Source organism: Sphingobium sp. TomTYG46 (assembly GCF_055396345.1).
The window spans coordinates 294081-309885 of the sequence record NZ_AP027324.1 but is presented as its reverse complement, the minus strand read 5'-3'; the positions used below and the strand labels follow the sequence as shown (position 1 = coordinate 309885).

The window sequence follows — 15805 nt, the reverse complement described above, 5'->3', positions numbered from 1 at the left end:
GCTGGAAAGTGCCTCAGGCTGCCTTCCTCACTTCCGCCACGATCTTCTTGGCCGCGTCACCCAGGTCGTCCGCCGGGACGATGGCCAGGCCGGACGAGGCCAGAATGTCCTTGCCCTGCTGGACGTTCGTGCCTTCCAGGCGAACGACCAGAGGAACCGACAGGTCAACTTCCTTGGCGGCGGCGACAATGCCCTCGGCAATGATGTCGCACTTCATGATGCCACCGAAAATGTTGACCAATATGCCCTTCACCGCCGGGTCCTTCAGGATGATCTTGAAGGCCGCGGTCACCTTTTCCTTGTTGGCGCCGCCACCGACGTCCAGGAAGTTGGCGGGGAATTCGCCGTTCAGCTTGATGATATCCATCGTCGCCATGGCAAGGCCCGCGCCGTTCACCATGCAACCGATGTTGCCGTCCAGCTTGATGTAGGCGAGGTCATATTCGCTCGCTTCGACTTCGGCCGGGTCTTCTTCGGTCAGGTCGCGCAACTCGGCAATGTCCTTGTGACGGAACATCGCGTTGCCGTCGAAGCCGACCTTGGCGTCCAGCACCAGCAGGTTGCCCTGCTCGGTCAGCGCAAGCGGATTGACTTCGATCTGCTCGGCGTCGGTGTCGAGGAACGCGGCGTAGAGCGAGGAGGCGACCTTGGCGGCCTGCTTCGCCTGATCGCCGGTCAGGCCCAGAGCGGCAGCGATGGAACGGCCGTGGTGCGGCTGGAAACCGGCTGCGGGATCGACGGTGAAGGTGTGGATCTTTTCGGGGGTCGAATGGGCGACCTCTTCAATGTCCATGCCGCCTTCGGTCGATACGACGAACGCGATGCGGCTGCTGCCACGATCGACCAGAAGCGCGAGGTAGAATTCCTTCGCGATGTCGGCGCCGTCGGTGATGTAGAGGCGGTTGACCTGCTTACCCGCGTCGCCGGTCTGGATGGTGACCAGCGTGTTGCCGAGCATGTCGGCCGAGTGCGCCTTCACCTCATCCAGGTTGAACGCCAGGCGGACGCCGCCCTTCGCTTCTGCGCTAAGTTCCTTGAACTTGCCCTTGCCGCGGCCACCGGCGTGGATCTGCGACTTCACGACATAGAGCGGCCCGGGCAGCTTCTTGGCGGCTTCGACGGCTTCATCGACCGAGAAAGCGGCGTAACCGGCGGCAATCGGCGCGCCATATTTCGCCAGCAGTTCCTTCGCCTGATATTCGTGAATGTTCATGGGCCTGGCCCGTCCTTTCGCCTGAAAAGCTGTTGACGGGGCTAAAGCACAGGGACGCGGGGGACGCCAGACTGATTTCGCAAATCAACTTTGCAAAATTGCAAAATCACTTTCCGGAATCGCGTTCAATTCACCACTTCCTTCATTCAATTGCACAGACGATCGCCGCCTTGCTCGTCACCATGAATATCTCCGGATCCTCCAGCGCCCGCACCTTGTAGAGGAAACGATCAACCGTCATCTCCCCCATGTGCGACTTGCGGAGCGACGCCAACGACTGAAGCCGCCGCAACTGAACCAGGCTCAGCCGATCCACCATCCGCTCCGCCATGCACCCAGCCATTCGCGGCGAAAGCCCCGCTTCGATCAGCCCCGCCCGCACTTTCGATTCGGGCGACACCGTCGCGCAGGAAGACAGCAGCATAGCAGCCATGGGCAAAGCGAGCGCAATCGCGCGAATGGATATGGTCGTCATGCGCGCTTCATGGCAATCAGAGCCTGAACACAGGGTAAATGGGTCGCCACGGGGACAAGACATGGACAAAATTTTCGGGGTCTTCGCGCATCGCGTCGCCAGTTGGTCCGGGCAACCCCTGGCGTTCATATTGGCGTCGGCCACGATCATCGGCTGGATCTTGACCGGGCCGATCTTCCATTATTCCGACACTTGGCAGCTCATCATCAACACGGGCACGACGATCGTGACCTTTCTCATGGTCTTCCTGATCCAGAACGCCCAGAACCGCGACGGGTCGGCGATCCAGGCAAAGCTTGACGAACTCATCCGCGCCGTCACCGATGCCCGAAACGAGTTCATCGGCATCGAACATCTGACCGAAACCGATCTGGAACGTCTCAAAGCTATGCTGGAAAAGGAATATGACAGCGAAGAAAGCCACCACCGGTCAATAGAGCGGTTGATCAAGCGGCGGTAACGGATGCCCGCGATCAGTGCGCGGAATTCACTAACCGCACATTTTCCTCACGATATGCATCGATCTGGTCACCATATCCACGAGCCAACCCCTCATAGGCAGCACGCCCTTTTTTGGAATGGCTCATCTGCGCTCGTATCAACGACACCTGCTGCCTGTGCAGTAGGTAATTGACATCCATCTCTCCGGTCATTCACGCCCTCCTACCTATCGCTGATGAGACTGGTTGGGGTGCCGCGACTCTTTAGACGAGTCGTCTTTCCGGCAGTGGAGACGTTAGCACCGCCGCGTCAGCGAGGCCATTCCATCCAGCGCGCTGCTGGAGCAACTTGACGGAAATTACGCCCGGTAGGAGCCCTTCAGTGGAATAACAAAAGCTTTTTGCTCTGCGCAAAAAATATGTGCGAGGGCTATGAAATCCCATAGGAATTTGCCAATGCGCCCCGGCTTACAGGGGGCATTTCAACATGGCGCAATCGCTGACGGCGGTTCTGGCGATCATTTATCATGAGATTTTATTGTTCGCCGTGGTGGGACTGGCCATTGGCGGGATCGACGATTTTCTCGTGGATGTCATGTTCCTGGGCCGACGCTGGTGGCGAAACATAGCGGTCTACTCTCGCCATAGGCGCATGACGACGGCGACGCTGCCCGCCTCTTCAAAGCCCGGCAAAATAGGCATCTTCGTTCCCGCCTGGGGTGAAGCCGACGTGATCGGCCCGATGTTGCGCAATGCGCTCAACCAATGGTCCGTGGGCGATTATCGCATTTTCGTCGGCGTCTATCCCAATGACCTGGCCACCTTGGCGGCCGTCAACCCGATCGCAGATCAGGACGATCGTCTCGTCGTCTGTATCAACGACCGGCCGGGTCCCACGACCAAGGCGGACTGCCTCAACCTCCTCTGGCGCGCCATGCAGGAAGAAGAGGCGCGCGTCGGCAGAATGTTCAAGGCCGTGGTCTTGCATGACGCCGAAGACGTCGTCCACGCCGACGAAGTACGGCTGTTTGATGTGATGATCGATCGCTTCCAACTCGTTCAGTTGCCGGTTCTTCCGCTCACGGGAGACGGCGGCTGGTGGGCACGCTCCATCGCCAATCATTATTGCGACGAGTTTGCGGAGAGCCATGGGAAATATTTGACGATCCGCGAAGCCATGGGTGCGTCGGTTCCGTCCGCCGGAGTTGCCTGCGCATTCGAACGGCTGACACTCGAACGGCTCGTCAATCCTGCGAACGGGGGTCCGTTCGACCCCGCTTCGCTGACCGAAGATTATGAAGTTGGCCTCCGGATCAAGAATATGGGCGGTCGCGGCGTTTTCGTGCGGATGCGCGACGCCTCAGGCGAGCTTGTCGCCACGCGTGAATATTTTCCGGACAGCCTGGACGGCGCCGTCCGCCAGAAAGCCCGCTGGATGGTGGGAATCTCGCTTGCTGGTTGGGACCGCATGGGCTGGCAGGGTGGCCCTACCGAATGGTGGATGCGCATCCGTGACCGGCGCGCGGCCATCGCCGCCTTCGTTCTGTTCGCTGCTTACGTCGCCTTTCTGCTTTGGGGCCTGCTGCTCACGGCAAGCTGGTTCGGCCTCGAAACCGCTCACCAGCCTTCTCCGTTCGTAGAACTGCTGCTCTGGATGAACTTTGCCTTTATGACCTGGCGCACCGCGATGCGGGCCATTTTTGTGGGCCGCAGCTATGGATGGGTTTATGGGATCGGCGCGATACCCCGCTCCATCCTCGCCAATCTGATAGCGATGCTTGCGGCCCGCCGCGCGGTGTTCCTCTACCTTCATTCCCTCTTCGGAAAGCCGCTGGTCTGGGACAAGACGCAGCATCGCTTCCCCCGGCTTTAAAGATCAACATGGCCAACAATGCCCGCGGACGGCCTGTCCGCTTTTTCCTTGTGCTGATGACCGGCTGGGTGATGATCCGGGTCGCGAGCGCCATGTTTGGAGGAAGCGCCATCGCGCCCTTGCCGCCACGACCGATCCCGGTTGCGGCAGCGCACCTTGCGGGGCCTTCTTCGCAAAAGGTTGTGCCGATTGCGGCCACGCCAACCCCATTGCTTGTCACCAATTGGCCGATAAACAAGATACGCGCAGTGGGACCGAGAAAGGGCGTTAGCCCAGCCTTTATCCCTTCGTTTCAAGGTGCCACAGGCAAGCCCGAAGACGACCCAGCACCCTTCGACCATGAGATCGAAAAAGCCGCTCTGGCCAGCAGGCCATCCAACTTTGCTCAGCCCGCCCCGCCCGCTTGGCCGCTAACGCCCTCGGGCGGCGCCAAGGTGCATCGCTGGCGCGGCAGCGCGTGGCTCCTCTGGCGCGACGGCAGCGCAAATCCGCAGGATCTTGTCACGGGCGGCAGACTCGGCGGGTCGCAAGCGGGGCTCCGGCTCGATTATGATCTGACGCCAGCCAGCACCGGCCGCGCCGCCCTCTATGGCCGCGTAAGCCGCGCCTTCAATCGCCCCGCCTCGCCTGAAGCTGCCGCCGGGATAGCTTGGCAACCTTCCAGATCAATTCCGATCTCCATCGCGGCGGAACGGCGGATCTCTCTGGGAGATGGCGCACGCAATGCCAACGCGGTGTTTGCGGTGGGCGGCTTCGGCCCCACTCCAGTTTTGGGCAAATTGGAAGCGGAGGCTTATGCACAGGCAGGCCTGGTCGGGTTCAACCGGCGCGACCTGTTCGCTGACGGCAAACTTTCCCTGCTCGCTCCTATATCGGGGACGCCCGTACGCACCGGCCTCAGTATATCGGGAGGCGCGCAACCGCATGTGGAGCGCGTCGATATCGGACCGGAGGTTCAGTTCCGCCTGCCACTCCCCCACATTGCATCGCGGCTCAGCATCGAATGGCGGCAGCGCGTAGCGGGAGAGGCATCGCCCTCCTCCGGGCTCACTCTTACCCTCGGCGCGGATTTTTAACGCGGGGCGAACGCGCAGCGTCTTTATCTTGCCATCCATTCGGCTTAACCCTGTAGGCACATGGATCTCTACCTGCCCATCGCCAATCTGTCGGTGAACGCGCTGGTGATCATAGCCCTTGGCGGTGTGGTCGGCCTGCTCTCCGGCATGTTCGGCGTCGGCGGCGGTTTCCTGACCACGCCCCTGCTGATATTCTACGGCATTCCGCCAACCGTGGCAGCCGCGTCCGCCGCGTCCCAGGTCACGGGCGCCAGCGTATCGGGGGTCGTCACCCACATGGCGAGGGGCACCGTCGATTTCCGGATGGGCGGCGTCCTGATCGGCGGCGGCATCATTGGAGCAGGCATCGGCGTGCTGCTGTTCCGGCTGCTCCAGTCCATAGGGCAGATCGATACGGCTATCGGCATCCTTTATGTCCTGATGCTCGGCGGCATCGGCATGTTGATGGCCAAGGAGTCCGTTCAGGCGCTGATCCTGTTGAAAACGGGTAAACGCATGCAGGCCCGCAAGCGGCGCCATCACCCTCTGGTCGCCGCGCTGCCGATGCGGTGGCGCTTCTATCGCTCCGGGCTTTACATCTCTCCCCTCGCGCCGTTGCTGCTCGGTGTTGCGACGGGGATACTGACAACACTGCTGGGCGTCGGCGGCGGCTTCATCCTTGTGCCTGCCATGCTTTACCTGCTTGGCATGACCACCCAGTCGGTGGTGGGCACTTCGCTGTTTCAGATATTGTTCGTCACCATGGCAACAACGATGATGCACGCCATGACCACGAAGGCAGTCGATCTCGTCCTTGCCATGCTGCTTCTGATCGGCAGCGTGACGGGGGCACAGATCGGCACCCGCATCTCGATGACCGTTCGCCCTGAATATCTGCGCATATTATTGTCGGTGATCGTGCTCCTGGTCGCCGCGCGCATGGCGTTGGGTCTCGGCTTCCGCCCCGACGAAATCTACACGGTGGAAGTGCGTTGAAGCTGCGCGCCCGTCTCGCACTTCTCCTCCCCCTCTCGACACTGCTCGGCGCGGCAGGGGAGCCGATGCTCGTTCCCGATGTCTCGCAACGGGAAGTGGAAATCCAGTACAGTTTCACCGGCGCCGACCTCCTGCTGTTTGGAGCAATCGTCTACCCCGACGGCCGACGACCGAGCAAATCCGCGGATATATTGGTCGTGCTGAAAGGCCCCGACCAATCCATCACCATGCGCGAGAAACAAAAGGTCGCCGGCATCTGGGTCAATGCGGACAGCGCCCGGTTCCGCTCCGCACCCAGCTTTTATGCGGTTGCCTCTTCCCGCCCGATAGCCAACGTCGTCGATGAACGGACAGCCGCGATTTACGAACTGGGCGTGGACAAGCTGCAACTGTCGCCGTCCTCTCTCAATGACAGCGCCGAGCTTGATCGCTTCCAGGCCGGGTTGATCGATCTGCGCGAACGATCGGGACTGTTCGCCGAACGGCCCGGCTCCGTAGAAATCACCGATGGGGTGCTATACCGGGCACGCATCCCGCTGCCCGCGCGCGTTATCGTCGGCGATTATACAGCGGAAACCTTCCTCGTGCAGGATGGGCGGGTCGTTGCCGCCGCCGTCCGCGACATCACCATCCGCAAGTCGGGGTTCGAACGTTTCATGGCGGTCGCCGCCGAACGATGGTCCTTCTTATACGGCCTTACCGCCATTTTACTGGCGGTGGGCATGGGCTGGACCGCCGGAGCCGTCGCGCGGCGCTTCTGACGGTTCAGGGCTTCAGGTCCACACGCTCGTCATCCGGGAAAAGATACTCCAGCAATAAGGAGCGATGGCATCCGTCCGCCTCCCGCTCAAAGCACAGCAAAGCCGTGGGTCGCTCTCGCGCCATGTCGCGCAACTGTTCCGCCTGAACGATCGCTTCCGGCAGGTCGAGTTGCCCCGAATAAATCTCCCGGAGCTTCCCATGATTGCCCTTGCGAGCCGCCTCCCGACCCTCGGCGGGCGTGCCCAGCGCCTTCAGCCCGACATAATCGATCCCGGCCTCCTTCAGCCCCGCCGCCAGAATGTTCTTGGAAAATCCCGGACGGCGCGAGAGCGGAACCGCTCGGATGTCGGCCAGCAACGTGACGCCTGCCTTTTGCAGCGCCGCTATCAGCTCGCCCTGCGTAGCCCCTTCATACCCGATCGTGAAAATCTGCATCCCAAGCAGATAGGAATGCAGACGGAACTTCCAAGCTTCCCGTCTTGCCCTCTTTCCTGCCCTCGCCTAAAGGGTCCTTTCATGCCCGACATAACCGTTCCCCCCACCTCGTCCGACCTGACCGGCCGGGCGTTGTTTCCGCATCGGCATCTTCTCTCCATCGCCGACCTGAAGCCTTGGGAAATCCGTTTCCTGCTGGATGAGGCGGAACATTGGGCGCGGACAAACAGGGACAATGCACGCAAGCATGACGACCGCCTCGCCGGAATGACGCAGATCAACGCCTTCTTCGAAAACAGCACCCGCACCCTGCTGTCGTTCGAGATCGCGGGCAAGCGTCTGGGCGCCGACGTCGTGAACATGCATGCCGGGCAATCCAGCGTGAAGAAGGGCGAGACCCTGATCGACACCGCCATGACCCTCAACGCCATGGCAGCCGACGTGATCGTCATTCGACATGCGAGTTCGGGCGCCGTTGCCCTGATATCGGACATGGTGGACTGCCCGGTCCTCAATGCTGGGGACGGCTGGCACCAGCATCCAACGCAAGCCCTGCTGGACGCCCTGACCATCCGCCGCCGCAAGGGAGGGTTTGAGGGCCTTGTCGTCGCGATTTGCGGGGATGTGCTGCATAGCCGCGTCGCGCGCTCCAACATGCTCTGCCTCGCAGCTTTGGGCGCACAGGTACGGGCCGTCGCGCCGCCGACCTTGATGCCGCCCGAGGTGGAGATGCTGGGCGCCACGCCCTATAATCGGATCGACGAAGGGTTGGATGGCGCCGACGTCGTGATGATGTTGCGCCTTCAGAATGAACGGATGGACGGCGCCTTCATCCCCTCGCCTCGCGAATATCACATGCTTTACGGCCTGACGCCCGAGCGGCTTGCCATTGCCAAGCCGGACGCTCTGGTGATGCACCCCGGCCCCATGAATCGCGGCGTCGAGATATCGAGCGTGGTGGCGGATGATCCGGATCGCTCCGCCATCACGGAACAGGTGGAGATGGGCGTCGCCATCCGCATGGCCTGTCTGGATGTGCTGACCCGTGGCGCGCGCGGCGTGGAGGGTTGGGCATGAGCAAACTTGCCATCATCAACGCGAAACTGGCTGACCCGGCTGCCCGCGATGTCCGCACTGGCGTGATCCTGATCGAAGGCGATCAGATCATCGCCTCGGGCAATGTCGATGTGCCGGACGATGCGGAAAAGATCGACGCCGCCGGGCTGGTGGTAGCACCGGGCCTCATCGATCTGGGCGTGTTCGCTACCGACAAGCCCGCCTTCCACTTCGGCGGGATAACTCGGGCCGCCCTGATGCCCGACCAGTCATCCCCACTGGACGACGCTGGCCTCATTCGTCAGGCCGCGCGCGCGGGCAAGCCCGATTTCTGGGTCCATCCGATCGCCGCCGCCACGCGGGGCCTCAAAGGGGGCGAGCTGGCGGAAATCGGCATGATGCAGGCAGCGGGCGCCAAGGCCGTGGCTACGGGACGCCAATGGATCGCGGATTCAGGCGTGATGATGCGGGTACTCGCCTATGCCTCGGGCCTCGGCCTGACGGTCATCACCCATGCCGAGGACAGCGGCCTCGCGGGCAAGGCAGTCGCAACCAGCGGCGAAACGGCGACCCGGCTGGGCCTGCCCCACGCACCTGCATGCGCCGAAGCGATCGCGATCGCGCGCGACCTCATGCTGGCGAAGGAAACGGGCGCCGCCATCCACTTCCGGCTCGTGACGACGAAGGCGGGCTTTGACCTCATACGCGCGGCAAAGGCGGAGGGCGTAAAGGTCACCTGCGGGATCAGCCCTGCCTATCTTTACCTTGCCGACAATGCCGTCACCAACTTCCGCACCTTCGCGCGCCTGTCGCCTCCGCTAAGGTCGGAGGATGACCGCAGGGCCTCGATCGTCGCGGTGGCCGACGGAACGGTCGATGTGATCACCTCCAACCACGATCCCCGTGGTCCCGAGGATAAGAGGTTACCCTTTGCCGATGCTTCACCGGGTATGGCTGGAGCCGAGACCCTGCTGGCCTTGTCGCTGAACCTCGTGCGCGAAGGACATCTGTCGATGACGCGCCTGATGATGCTGCTCAGCGCCAATCCGGCCCGCATATTGGGCGTCGATGCAGGAAGCTTCGCGGCCGGTAGCGCCGCCGACCTCATCTTCATCGATCCCGATGCGCCATGGATCATAGATTCCACGAAAATGGCGGCGCAGGCGGGCAATACGCCCTTCGACCGGATGCCGGTACAGGGCCGCGCCCGCTGCGTGATGAAGGGCGGCATTTTCCTCTAAAGTTTCCTGCTTGCTCTCCCCCGCAGGCCACGCTAAAGCGCCCTCCTTCGCCGGTACAGGAGTGTAGCTCAGCTGGTAGAGCGTCGGTCTCCAAAACCGAATGCCGGGGGTTCGAGTCCCTCCACTCCTGCCAGGTCGCTGAGCGCTGATCCTTGATTTTTCAACGGTTCGCGGTTAGTTGCCCCAGCGAAGATGGGTCGCGGAGCCAGCGGCCGCACCCCGGGACGCCGACATGGCGGGGTCCGGAGGGCGGACTGTTGCTTCGCGCTTTGGTGTTTGTTCGAAAGTTGTTGAGGCAGTGATGGCGAAGGTTTCTCCGGGCGAATTCGTCAATCAGGTGAAGACCGAAGCGTCGAAGATCGTGTGGCCCACCGGCCGCGAAACGGTCATGACTGCGGTGATGGTCGGTATCATGACCACGCTGCTCGGCCTCTTCTTCTTCGGGATCGACACCTTTTTCGGGGCGATCGTTCGCTGGCTGCTGGCGTTCGCCGCCGGACAGGCTTGAAGTTTTGGATTACCGCGATTTCCCAGTAAATCGCCTGGTAGGAGTTTGAGACGGTAACATGGCGCGCTGGTACATCATCCACGCCTATTCGGGCTTCGAAAACAAGGTCAAGGAATCGATCCTGTCCGAAGCCGAGCGCATGGGCCTCTCCCAGCTGGTCGAACAGGTGGAAGTCCCCACCGAGACCGTGACCGAAGTAAAGCGCGGCAAGAAGGTCCAGGTGGAACGCAAGTTCATGCCGGGCTACGTTCTTGCGAAGCTCGCGATGAACGACGACATTTACCACCTCGTCAAGAACACGCCGAAGGTCACCGGCTTCCTTGGATCGAGCGGCAAGCCACAGGCGATCAGCGAAGGCGAAGCCGCCCGCTATTTCGGCGCGCAGAAGGCCGCCGAAGCCGCGCCCAAGCACAAGGTCAATGTCGATTACGAAATCGGCGACAGCGTCAAGGTGCTGGACGGCCCCTTCGCCAGCTTCAACGGCACCGTCGAGGAACTGGATTTCGAAAAGAACCGCGTCAAGGTGTCCGTGTCGATCTTCGGCCGCGCCACGCCGGTCGAACTGGACTTCGAACAGGTCGAACTGTCGAAGTAATGATCGTCATCCCAGCGAAAGCTGGGATCTCGTTCCTCAGGCCGTTCCCTTGCGGCCTGAGATGCCAGCCTCCGCTGGCATGACGACAAGGGGAAGTGCGGGAGGATCGCTTTGGCGATCCGTTACAACCGCTAAACTTGAACCGGTGGATTTGCCCGCAAATCTGCCAGCAACAGAGTGAGTGAAAATGGCCAAGAAGATTACGGGCTATATCAAGCTCCAGGTGCCCGCTGGAGCCGCCAACCCCTCGCCGCCAATTGGTCCGGCCCTGGGTCAGCGCGGTGTGAACATCATGGAATTCTGCAAGGCGTTCAACGCCTCGACGGAAAAGATGGACAAGGGCACGCCGCTGCCGACCATCATCACCGTCTACGCAGACCGTTCATTCAGCTTCGTCACGAAGCAGCCGCCCGCCACCTATCTGATCAAGAAGGCCGTCAACCTGAAGTCGGGTTCCAAGGAACCGGGCAAGGTCGTCGCTGGCAAGATCACCCGCGCCCAGCTCGCTGAAATCGCCCAGGCCAAGATGGTTGACCTGAACGCGAACGACATCGACGCAGCGACGAAGATCATCGAAGGCTCCGCTCGCGCGATGGGCCTCGAAGTGGTGGAGGGCTAAGACCATGGCAAAGCTGACCAAGAAGGCGAAGGCTCTCGCCACTGCCGTTGACCGCGAAAAGCTGCACGGCGTTGACGAAGCGCTGGGCCTGATCAAGACCCACGCGACCGCCAAGTTCGACGAAAGCGTCGAAATCGCAATCAACCTGGGCGTTGACCCGCGTCACGCCGACCAGATGGTCCGTGGCGTCGTCACCCTGCCCGCAGGCACCGGCAAGGACGTCCGCGTCGCTGTGTTCGCCCGTGGCGACAAGGCTGAGGCAGCGACCGCCGCTGGCGCCGACATCGTGGGCGCCGAGGATCTGCTCGACAGCATCCAGGCTGGCAACATCGACTTCCAGCGCGTGATCGCCACCCCCGACATGATGGGTCTGGTTGGCCGTCTGGGTAAGGTTCTGGGTCCCAAGGGCCTGATGCCGAACCCGAAGCTGGGCACCGTGACGCCGAACGTCGCTGAAGCGGTCAAGGCTGCCAAGGGCGGTCAGATCGAATTCCGCGTCGAAAAGGCCGGCATCATCCACGCTGGCCTCGGCAAGGCGAGCTTCAGCCAGGCAGACCTGCGCAAGAATTTCGACGCTTTCGTTGACGCGATCGTCAAGGCAAAGCCGTCGGGTTCGAAGGGCAAGTACGTCCGCAAGATCGCCCTGTCGTCCTCGATGGGTCCGGGCGTGAAGGTCGACGTGGCGGAAGTCGCTTCGGTCTGATCTGACGGATTGAATTGATAGGGGAGCCTCCTTCCTCCACGCGGGGAAGGAGGCTTTCTTCTTTTGTGCTACTATAGCCTGAACAGCAACGTGCTCCTGCGCAGGCAGGAGCCCAGTTCAGAGCGTGGGACTGGGCTCCTGCCTGCGCAGGAGCACGGCATTTCTAAACACCGCTGGGGCACCCAACGACGGTGTGAACTTCGGGATGTTTGACCTTGCATCCCGGGCTCCGGCAGCGGCCGAAGCACATCAGGTCATCATGTATCCGTCGGGAATGGCGGGTCGCTTTACCGACGGAAAATATAATGTCTTTTGAACATCTCCCCCCTCTCCTCTCGGACGCCCTGACGCGGAAAGGCTATGAAAGCCTGACCCCGGTCCAGGCCGAAGTCACCCAACCCGAAGCCGAAGGGCGCGACCTCATCGTTTCGGCTCAAACCGGCTCGGGCAAGACGGTCGCTTTCGGTCTCGCCATGGCGGGCGAACTGCTGGGTGAAGAGATGCGCCTGCCCGTAGCAGGAAAGCCGCTCGCGCTCGCCATCGCCCCCACCCGCGAACTGGCGTTGCAAGTCAGCCGTGAACTGGAGTGGCTCTACGGCGAAGCCCGCGCCCGCATCGCCACCTGCGTCGGCGGCATGGACGCCGCCAAGGAACGGCGCGCCCTCTCGCACGGTGCGCACATCGTCGTCGGCACGCCCGGCCGCCTGCGCGACCATCTCGAACGCGGCGCGCTGGACCTCTCCGGACTCAAGACCGTGATCCTCGATGAAGCGGACGAGATGCTCGACATGGGCTTCCGCGAAGACCTGGAGGAAATTCTCGACGGCGCGCCCGAAGGCCGCCGCACGCTGCTGTTTTCCGCCACCATGCCCAAGCCGATCGTTGCGCTCGCAAAGCGTTACCAACAGGACGCGCTGCGCATTTCGACTGTCAGCGACGAGCGCGGCCATGGCGATATCAGCTATCAGGCCGTCACCGTTGCACCCGCCGACATCGAGAACGCAGTGGTCAATCTGCTGCGCTATCATGAGGCGGAAACGGCGATCCTCTTCTGCGCCACCCGCGACAATGTCCGTCACCTCCACGCCAGCCTCACCGAACGCGGGTTCGCCGCCGTGGCGCTGTCCGGTGAGCATAGCCAGAATGAGCGCAACCATGCGCTGCAAGCCCTCCGCGACCGCCGCGCGCGCGTCTGTGTTGCCACCGACGTTGCAGCGCGCGGCATCGACCTTCCCAACCTCAGCCTCGTCGTGCACGTCGAAATCCCGCGCGATGCAGAAACGATGCAGCACCGTTCCGGCCGCACCGGGCGTGCAGGCAAGAAGGGCACCGCTGTCCTCATCGTTCCCTATCCCCGCCGCCGTCGTGTCGAATCCATGCTGCGTGGCGCCAAAATCCCGGTCGAATGGGGCACTCCGCCGAGCAAGGAAGCGATCCAGCAGCAGGACAATTCTCGCCTGCGCGAGAAACTGATGGAGCGTGCCGAGCTGGACGAGCAGGATTGGACACTGGGTGCCGAATTGCTGGAAGCCAAGTCCGCCAAGGAGATCGCGGCGATGCTGGTGAAAAGCGCCCGCGCCGCCCTGCCCGCGCCCGAAGAACTGCTCGACGCCAGCGAAGCCCCGCCGCGCCGCGATGGGCCGCGTCCGGGCTTTGAGGACACCGTCTGGTTCCGCATGGACATCGGCCGCCGTCACAATGCCGACCCGCGCTGGATCCTGCCCCTCATCTGCCGCCGAGGCCATGTGTCACGCCAGGACATCGGCGCGATCCGGATCGCCGCCAACGAAACGCTGTTCGAAATCCCCAGCGCCATCGTTTCCCGCTTCATCGGCTCGGTAAAGCGCACGGGCGAGGCGAGCGACGAGGGCGCTGAAGTCCAGTTCGAACAGATTGAGGGAACCCCTCGGGACACGGCGCGCGAGAACCGCCGCGAAGGGCCACCGCGTGGCAAGGGCCGCCCGAATGAAGGACGCTCTCCGAAGCCTGCCTATGGCGCCCGGCCATTCAAGGGCGGCCCTCGCAAAGGCCCGCCCCGCAAGCCGCGCGGATAAGACACCGCTCCAAAACAATGTGCTCCTGTCTTCACAGGAGCACATTGCTGACTGAGATAGCCTCAACCGACTTTCAGCCCGCGCCGGATAACTGAAGCATCCGCGCTGCCAACTCGCGCTCTCCCATGACAACATGGGGCACACCAATCCCTTCGAGATGCGCGACCTCTGCATCACTATGCGCTCGCGCAATCACCTGCAGGTTGGGATTGAGGTGGCGCGCATGTTCATGGATCGCACCACCTTCAAACCCTTCCGGCACCGCGATCAGCAACCGCCGCGCCTCGCATATGCCGGCAGCCATCAAATAACGGTCCTCCAGTGCACTTCCCCGCACTACCGGATGGCCCGCGTCCGCTGCCTCTTCTGCCCGCTCTGGGTCCGTCTCCAGCACAACGAAATGAGCATTGCGTTCGGACAGGCGCTCCGCGATCATTTTGCCGACCCGGCCATATCCGACCAAGATCACATGCCCGATGTGCGGCCGCTGGCGCGCCTTTTCCGCTTCCGCCTCCTCCTCCATCTCCTCCTTCTTGTGCGCCCGCACGATCATCGAGAAGATGAACGGATTCAAAAAGATCGACACAATCGCTCCGGCAAGGATCAAATCACGTCCTTCTGCGGGCAGCACGCCCAAGCCAGTACCCAATGTGGCAAGGATGAAGGAAAACTCGCCGATCTGCGCCAGGCTCGCCGCGATCGTCAGCGCCGTATCCCCCGGATGGCCGAAGGCGCGTACGATCGCGAACGCGGCGATAGATTTACCGACGATGATGATCGCCACGGTCGCCAATAGGGGCAACGGCTGTTCGACAAGAACTGACGGATTGAACAGCATGCCAACCGACACGAAGAACAGTACCGCGAAAGCATCGCGCAGCGGCAGCGTTTCCTCCGTCGCGCGGCGGCTGAGCGGCGTCTCGCCCAGGATCATGCCCGCGAAGAAGGCGCCCAACGCAAATGACACATCGAACGCCACGGCCGCGCCGAAGGCCACGCCAAGGGCGATGGCAAGCACAGCCAGGCGAAACAACTCCCGCGATCCGGTGTGAACTACCCAGTGCAACGCCCAAGGAATGACCCGTCGGCCCACCACGAGCATCAGGGCGACAAAGCCGGCGACCTTCAGCAAGGTGCTTAGCAGCGGTGCCAGCAGGTCACCCATCCCGGCCGATGCGTCTGCATTGCTCATAACCTTCGCCAGCGCGGGTAGCAGTACCAACGCCAGCACCATCACCAGATCCTCGACGATCAGCCAGCCAACAGCTATGCGCCCCCGCCGCGTCTCCACAAGATCCGCCCCCTGCAAGGCGCGCAGCAAAACGACCGTACTCGCCACCGAAAGAGCGAGGCCGAACACAATGCCGCCCATCACTGGCCAGCCCATATAGTGCGACAGCCCCATGCCGAGCAGCGTTGCAACCGCGATCTGCCCGATGGCGCCGGGTACAGCGATATTCTTCACCGACAGCAAGTCACGCAGCGAAAAATGTAGTCCCACCCCGAACATCAACAGAATGACACCAATCTCGGCCAATTCGTTGGCCAGATTGGTGTTGGCGACAAAGCCTGGGGTGAAAGGACCAACCATGATCCCCGCGATAAGATAACCGACCAGCGGCGAAAGTTTGAGACGATGGGCAATGGCACCCATTATGAAAGCAACAACGAGGCCCGCGACGATTGTTCCGATCAGGGGCGTGTGATGAGGCATGGACGTCCTTCCCTGTCTGCCGGTGCGGCCCTCTGAACCTTCACCGGCAGCCTATCATATTTTCAT

At 62.1% G+C, this 15805-nt stretch carries 17 protein-coding genes and 1 tRNA gene; 13 read left to right on the top strand and 5 right to left on the bottom strand.

Annotation, left to right across the window (positions count from 1 at the left end; all coding sequences use genetic code 11):
• Positions 1-13: 13 nt before the first annotated feature.
• Positions 14-1213: an ADP-forming succinate--CoA ligase subunit beta gene (sucC, locus tag ACZ5YV_RS01655; protein WP_464788291.1), complete on the bottom strand. Its 1200-nt coding sequence runs from the start codon at positions 1211-1213 to the stop codon at positions 14-16.
• Between the two features lie 142 nt (positions 1214-1355).
• Positions 1356-1688: a hypothetical protein gene (locus ACZ5YV_RS01650; protein WP_464788290.1), complete on the bottom strand. Its 333-nt coding sequence runs from the start codon at positions 1686-1688 to the stop codon at positions 1356-1358.
• Positions 1689-1749: 61 nt separating this feature from the next.
• Between ACZ5YV_RS01650 and ACZ5YV_RS01645 the strand changes: the two genes are divergently transcribed.
• Positions 1750-2148, top strand: a complete 399-nt coding sequence (locus ACZ5YV_RS01645; protein ID WP_464788289.1) for a low affinity iron permease family protein — start codon at positions 1750-1752, stop codon at positions 2146-2148.
• A gap of 13 nt (positions 2149-2161) precedes the next feature.
• On the opposite strand, the gene ACZ5YV_RS01640 is transcribed toward ACZ5YV_RS01645, so the two are convergent.
• Entirely contained in the window at positions 2162-2341 is a 180-nt protein-coding gene (locus ACZ5YV_RS01640) for a hypothetical protein (RefSeq protein WP_196225497.1), read from the bottom strand.
• Between the two features lie 274 nt (positions 2342-2615).
• Here ACZ5YV_RS01640 and ACZ5YV_RS01635 point away from each other — a divergent pair, with 274 nt between their 5' ends.
• The 4 genes from ACZ5YV_RS01635 to ACZ5YV_RS01620 are packed head-to-tail and all read left to right on the top strand — an operon-like array spanning position 2616 to position 6813.
• Positions 2616-4001, top strand: coding sequence for a glycosyl transferase family protein (locus tag ACZ5YV_RS01635; protein WP_464788288.1), 1386 nt, complete (start codon positions 2616-2618; stop codon positions 3999-4001).
• Positions 4002-4009: 8 nt separating this feature from the next.
• Entirely contained in the window at positions 4010-5077 is a 1068-nt protein-coding gene (locus ACZ5YV_RS01630) for a hypothetical protein (protein WP_464788287.1), read from the top strand.
• A gap of 60 nt (positions 5078-5137) precedes the next feature.
• Positions 5138-6052, top strand: coding sequence for a sulfite exporter TauE/SafE family protein (locus ACZ5YV_RS01625; RefSeq protein WP_449471406.1), 915 nt, complete (start codon positions 5138-5140; stop codon positions 6050-6052).
• Between the two features lie 2 nt (positions 6053-6054).
• Complete coding sequence (locus ACZ5YV_RS01620; protein WP_464789123.1) at positions 6055-6813, top strand: TIGR02186 family protein; 759 nt, start codon at positions 6055-6057, stop codon at positions 6811-6813.
• A gap of 4 nt (positions 6814-6817) precedes the next feature.
• Here ACZ5YV_RS01620 and ACZ5YV_RS01615 read toward each other — a convergent pair whose 3' ends face one another.
• Positions 6818-7249: a DUF488 domain-containing protein gene (locus ACZ5YV_RS01615; protein WP_464788286.1), complete on the bottom strand. Its 432-nt coding sequence runs from the start codon at positions 7247-7249 to the stop codon at positions 6818-6820.
• Between the two features lie 81 nt (positions 7250-7330).
• Here ACZ5YV_RS01615 and ACZ5YV_RS01610 point away from each other — a divergent pair, with 81 nt between their 5' ends.
• The 8 genes from ACZ5YV_RS01610 to ACZ5YV_RS01575 all read left to right on the top strand — a co-directional run bounded on the left by ACZ5YV_RS01610 (position 7331) and on the right by ACZ5YV_RS01575 (position 14025).
• Complete coding sequence (locus ACZ5YV_RS01610; RefSeq protein WP_464788285.1) at positions 7331-8326, top strand: aspartate carbamoyltransferase catalytic subunit; 996 nt, start codon at positions 7331-7333, stop codon at positions 8324-8326.
• Positions 8323-9546 (top strand): dihydroorotase, encoded by a 1224-nt coding sequence (locus tag ACZ5YV_RS01605; protein WP_464788284.1) that lies wholly within the window; start codon positions 8323-8325, stop codon positions 9544-9546. Before ACZ5YV_RS01610 ends, ACZ5YV_RS01605 begins: the two co-directional genes overlap by 4 nt.
• A gap of 57 nt (positions 9547-9603) precedes the next feature.
• A tRNA-Trp gene (locus ACZ5YV_RS01600) sits at positions 9604-9679 on the top strand.
• 168 nt (positions 9680-9847) lie between these two features.
• Positions 9848-10054, top strand: a complete 207-nt coding sequence (gene secE, locus ACZ5YV_RS01595) for a preprotein translocase subunit SecE (protein ID WP_449471402.1) — start codon at positions 9848-9850, stop codon at positions 10052-10054.
• 58 nt (positions 10055-10112) lie between these two features.
• A complete protein-coding gene (nusG, locus tag ACZ5YV_RS01590) occupies positions 10113-10649 on the top strand; it encodes a transcription termination/antitermination protein NusG (protein WP_464779083.1) in 537 nt (178 codons plus the stop codon).
• A gap of 187 nt (positions 10650-10836) precedes the next feature.
• Entirely contained in the window at positions 10837-11268 is a 432-nt protein-coding gene (gene rplK, locus ACZ5YV_RS01585; RefSeq protein WP_037464038.1) for a 50S ribosomal protein L11, read from the top strand.
• A gap of 4 nt (positions 11269-11272) precedes the next feature.
• Positions 11273-11971 carry a 50S ribosomal protein L1 gene (rplA, locus tag ACZ5YV_RS01580; RefSeq protein ID WP_464788283.1) on the top strand — a complete coding sequence of 233 codons (699 nt, stop codon included), beginning with the start codon at positions 11273-11275 and terminating at the stop codon, positions 11969-11971.
• Between the two features lie 305 nt (positions 11972-12276).
• On the top strand, positions 12277-14025 hold the full coding sequence (locus ACZ5YV_RS01575) for a DEAD/DEAH box helicase (RefSeq protein ID WP_464788282.1): 1749 nt from the start codon (positions 12277-12279) through the stop codon (positions 14023-14025).
• Between the two features lie 73 nt (positions 14026-14098).
• Here ACZ5YV_RS01575 and ybaL read toward each other — a convergent pair whose 3' ends face one another.
• Positions 14099-15739 carry a YbaL family putative K(+) efflux transporter gene (gene ybaL, locus ACZ5YV_RS01570; protein ID WP_464788281.1) on the bottom strand — a complete coding sequence of 547 codons (1641 nt, stop codon included), beginning with the start codon at positions 15737-15739 and terminating at the stop codon, positions 14099-14101.
• Positions 15740-15805: the final 66 nt, after the last annotated feature.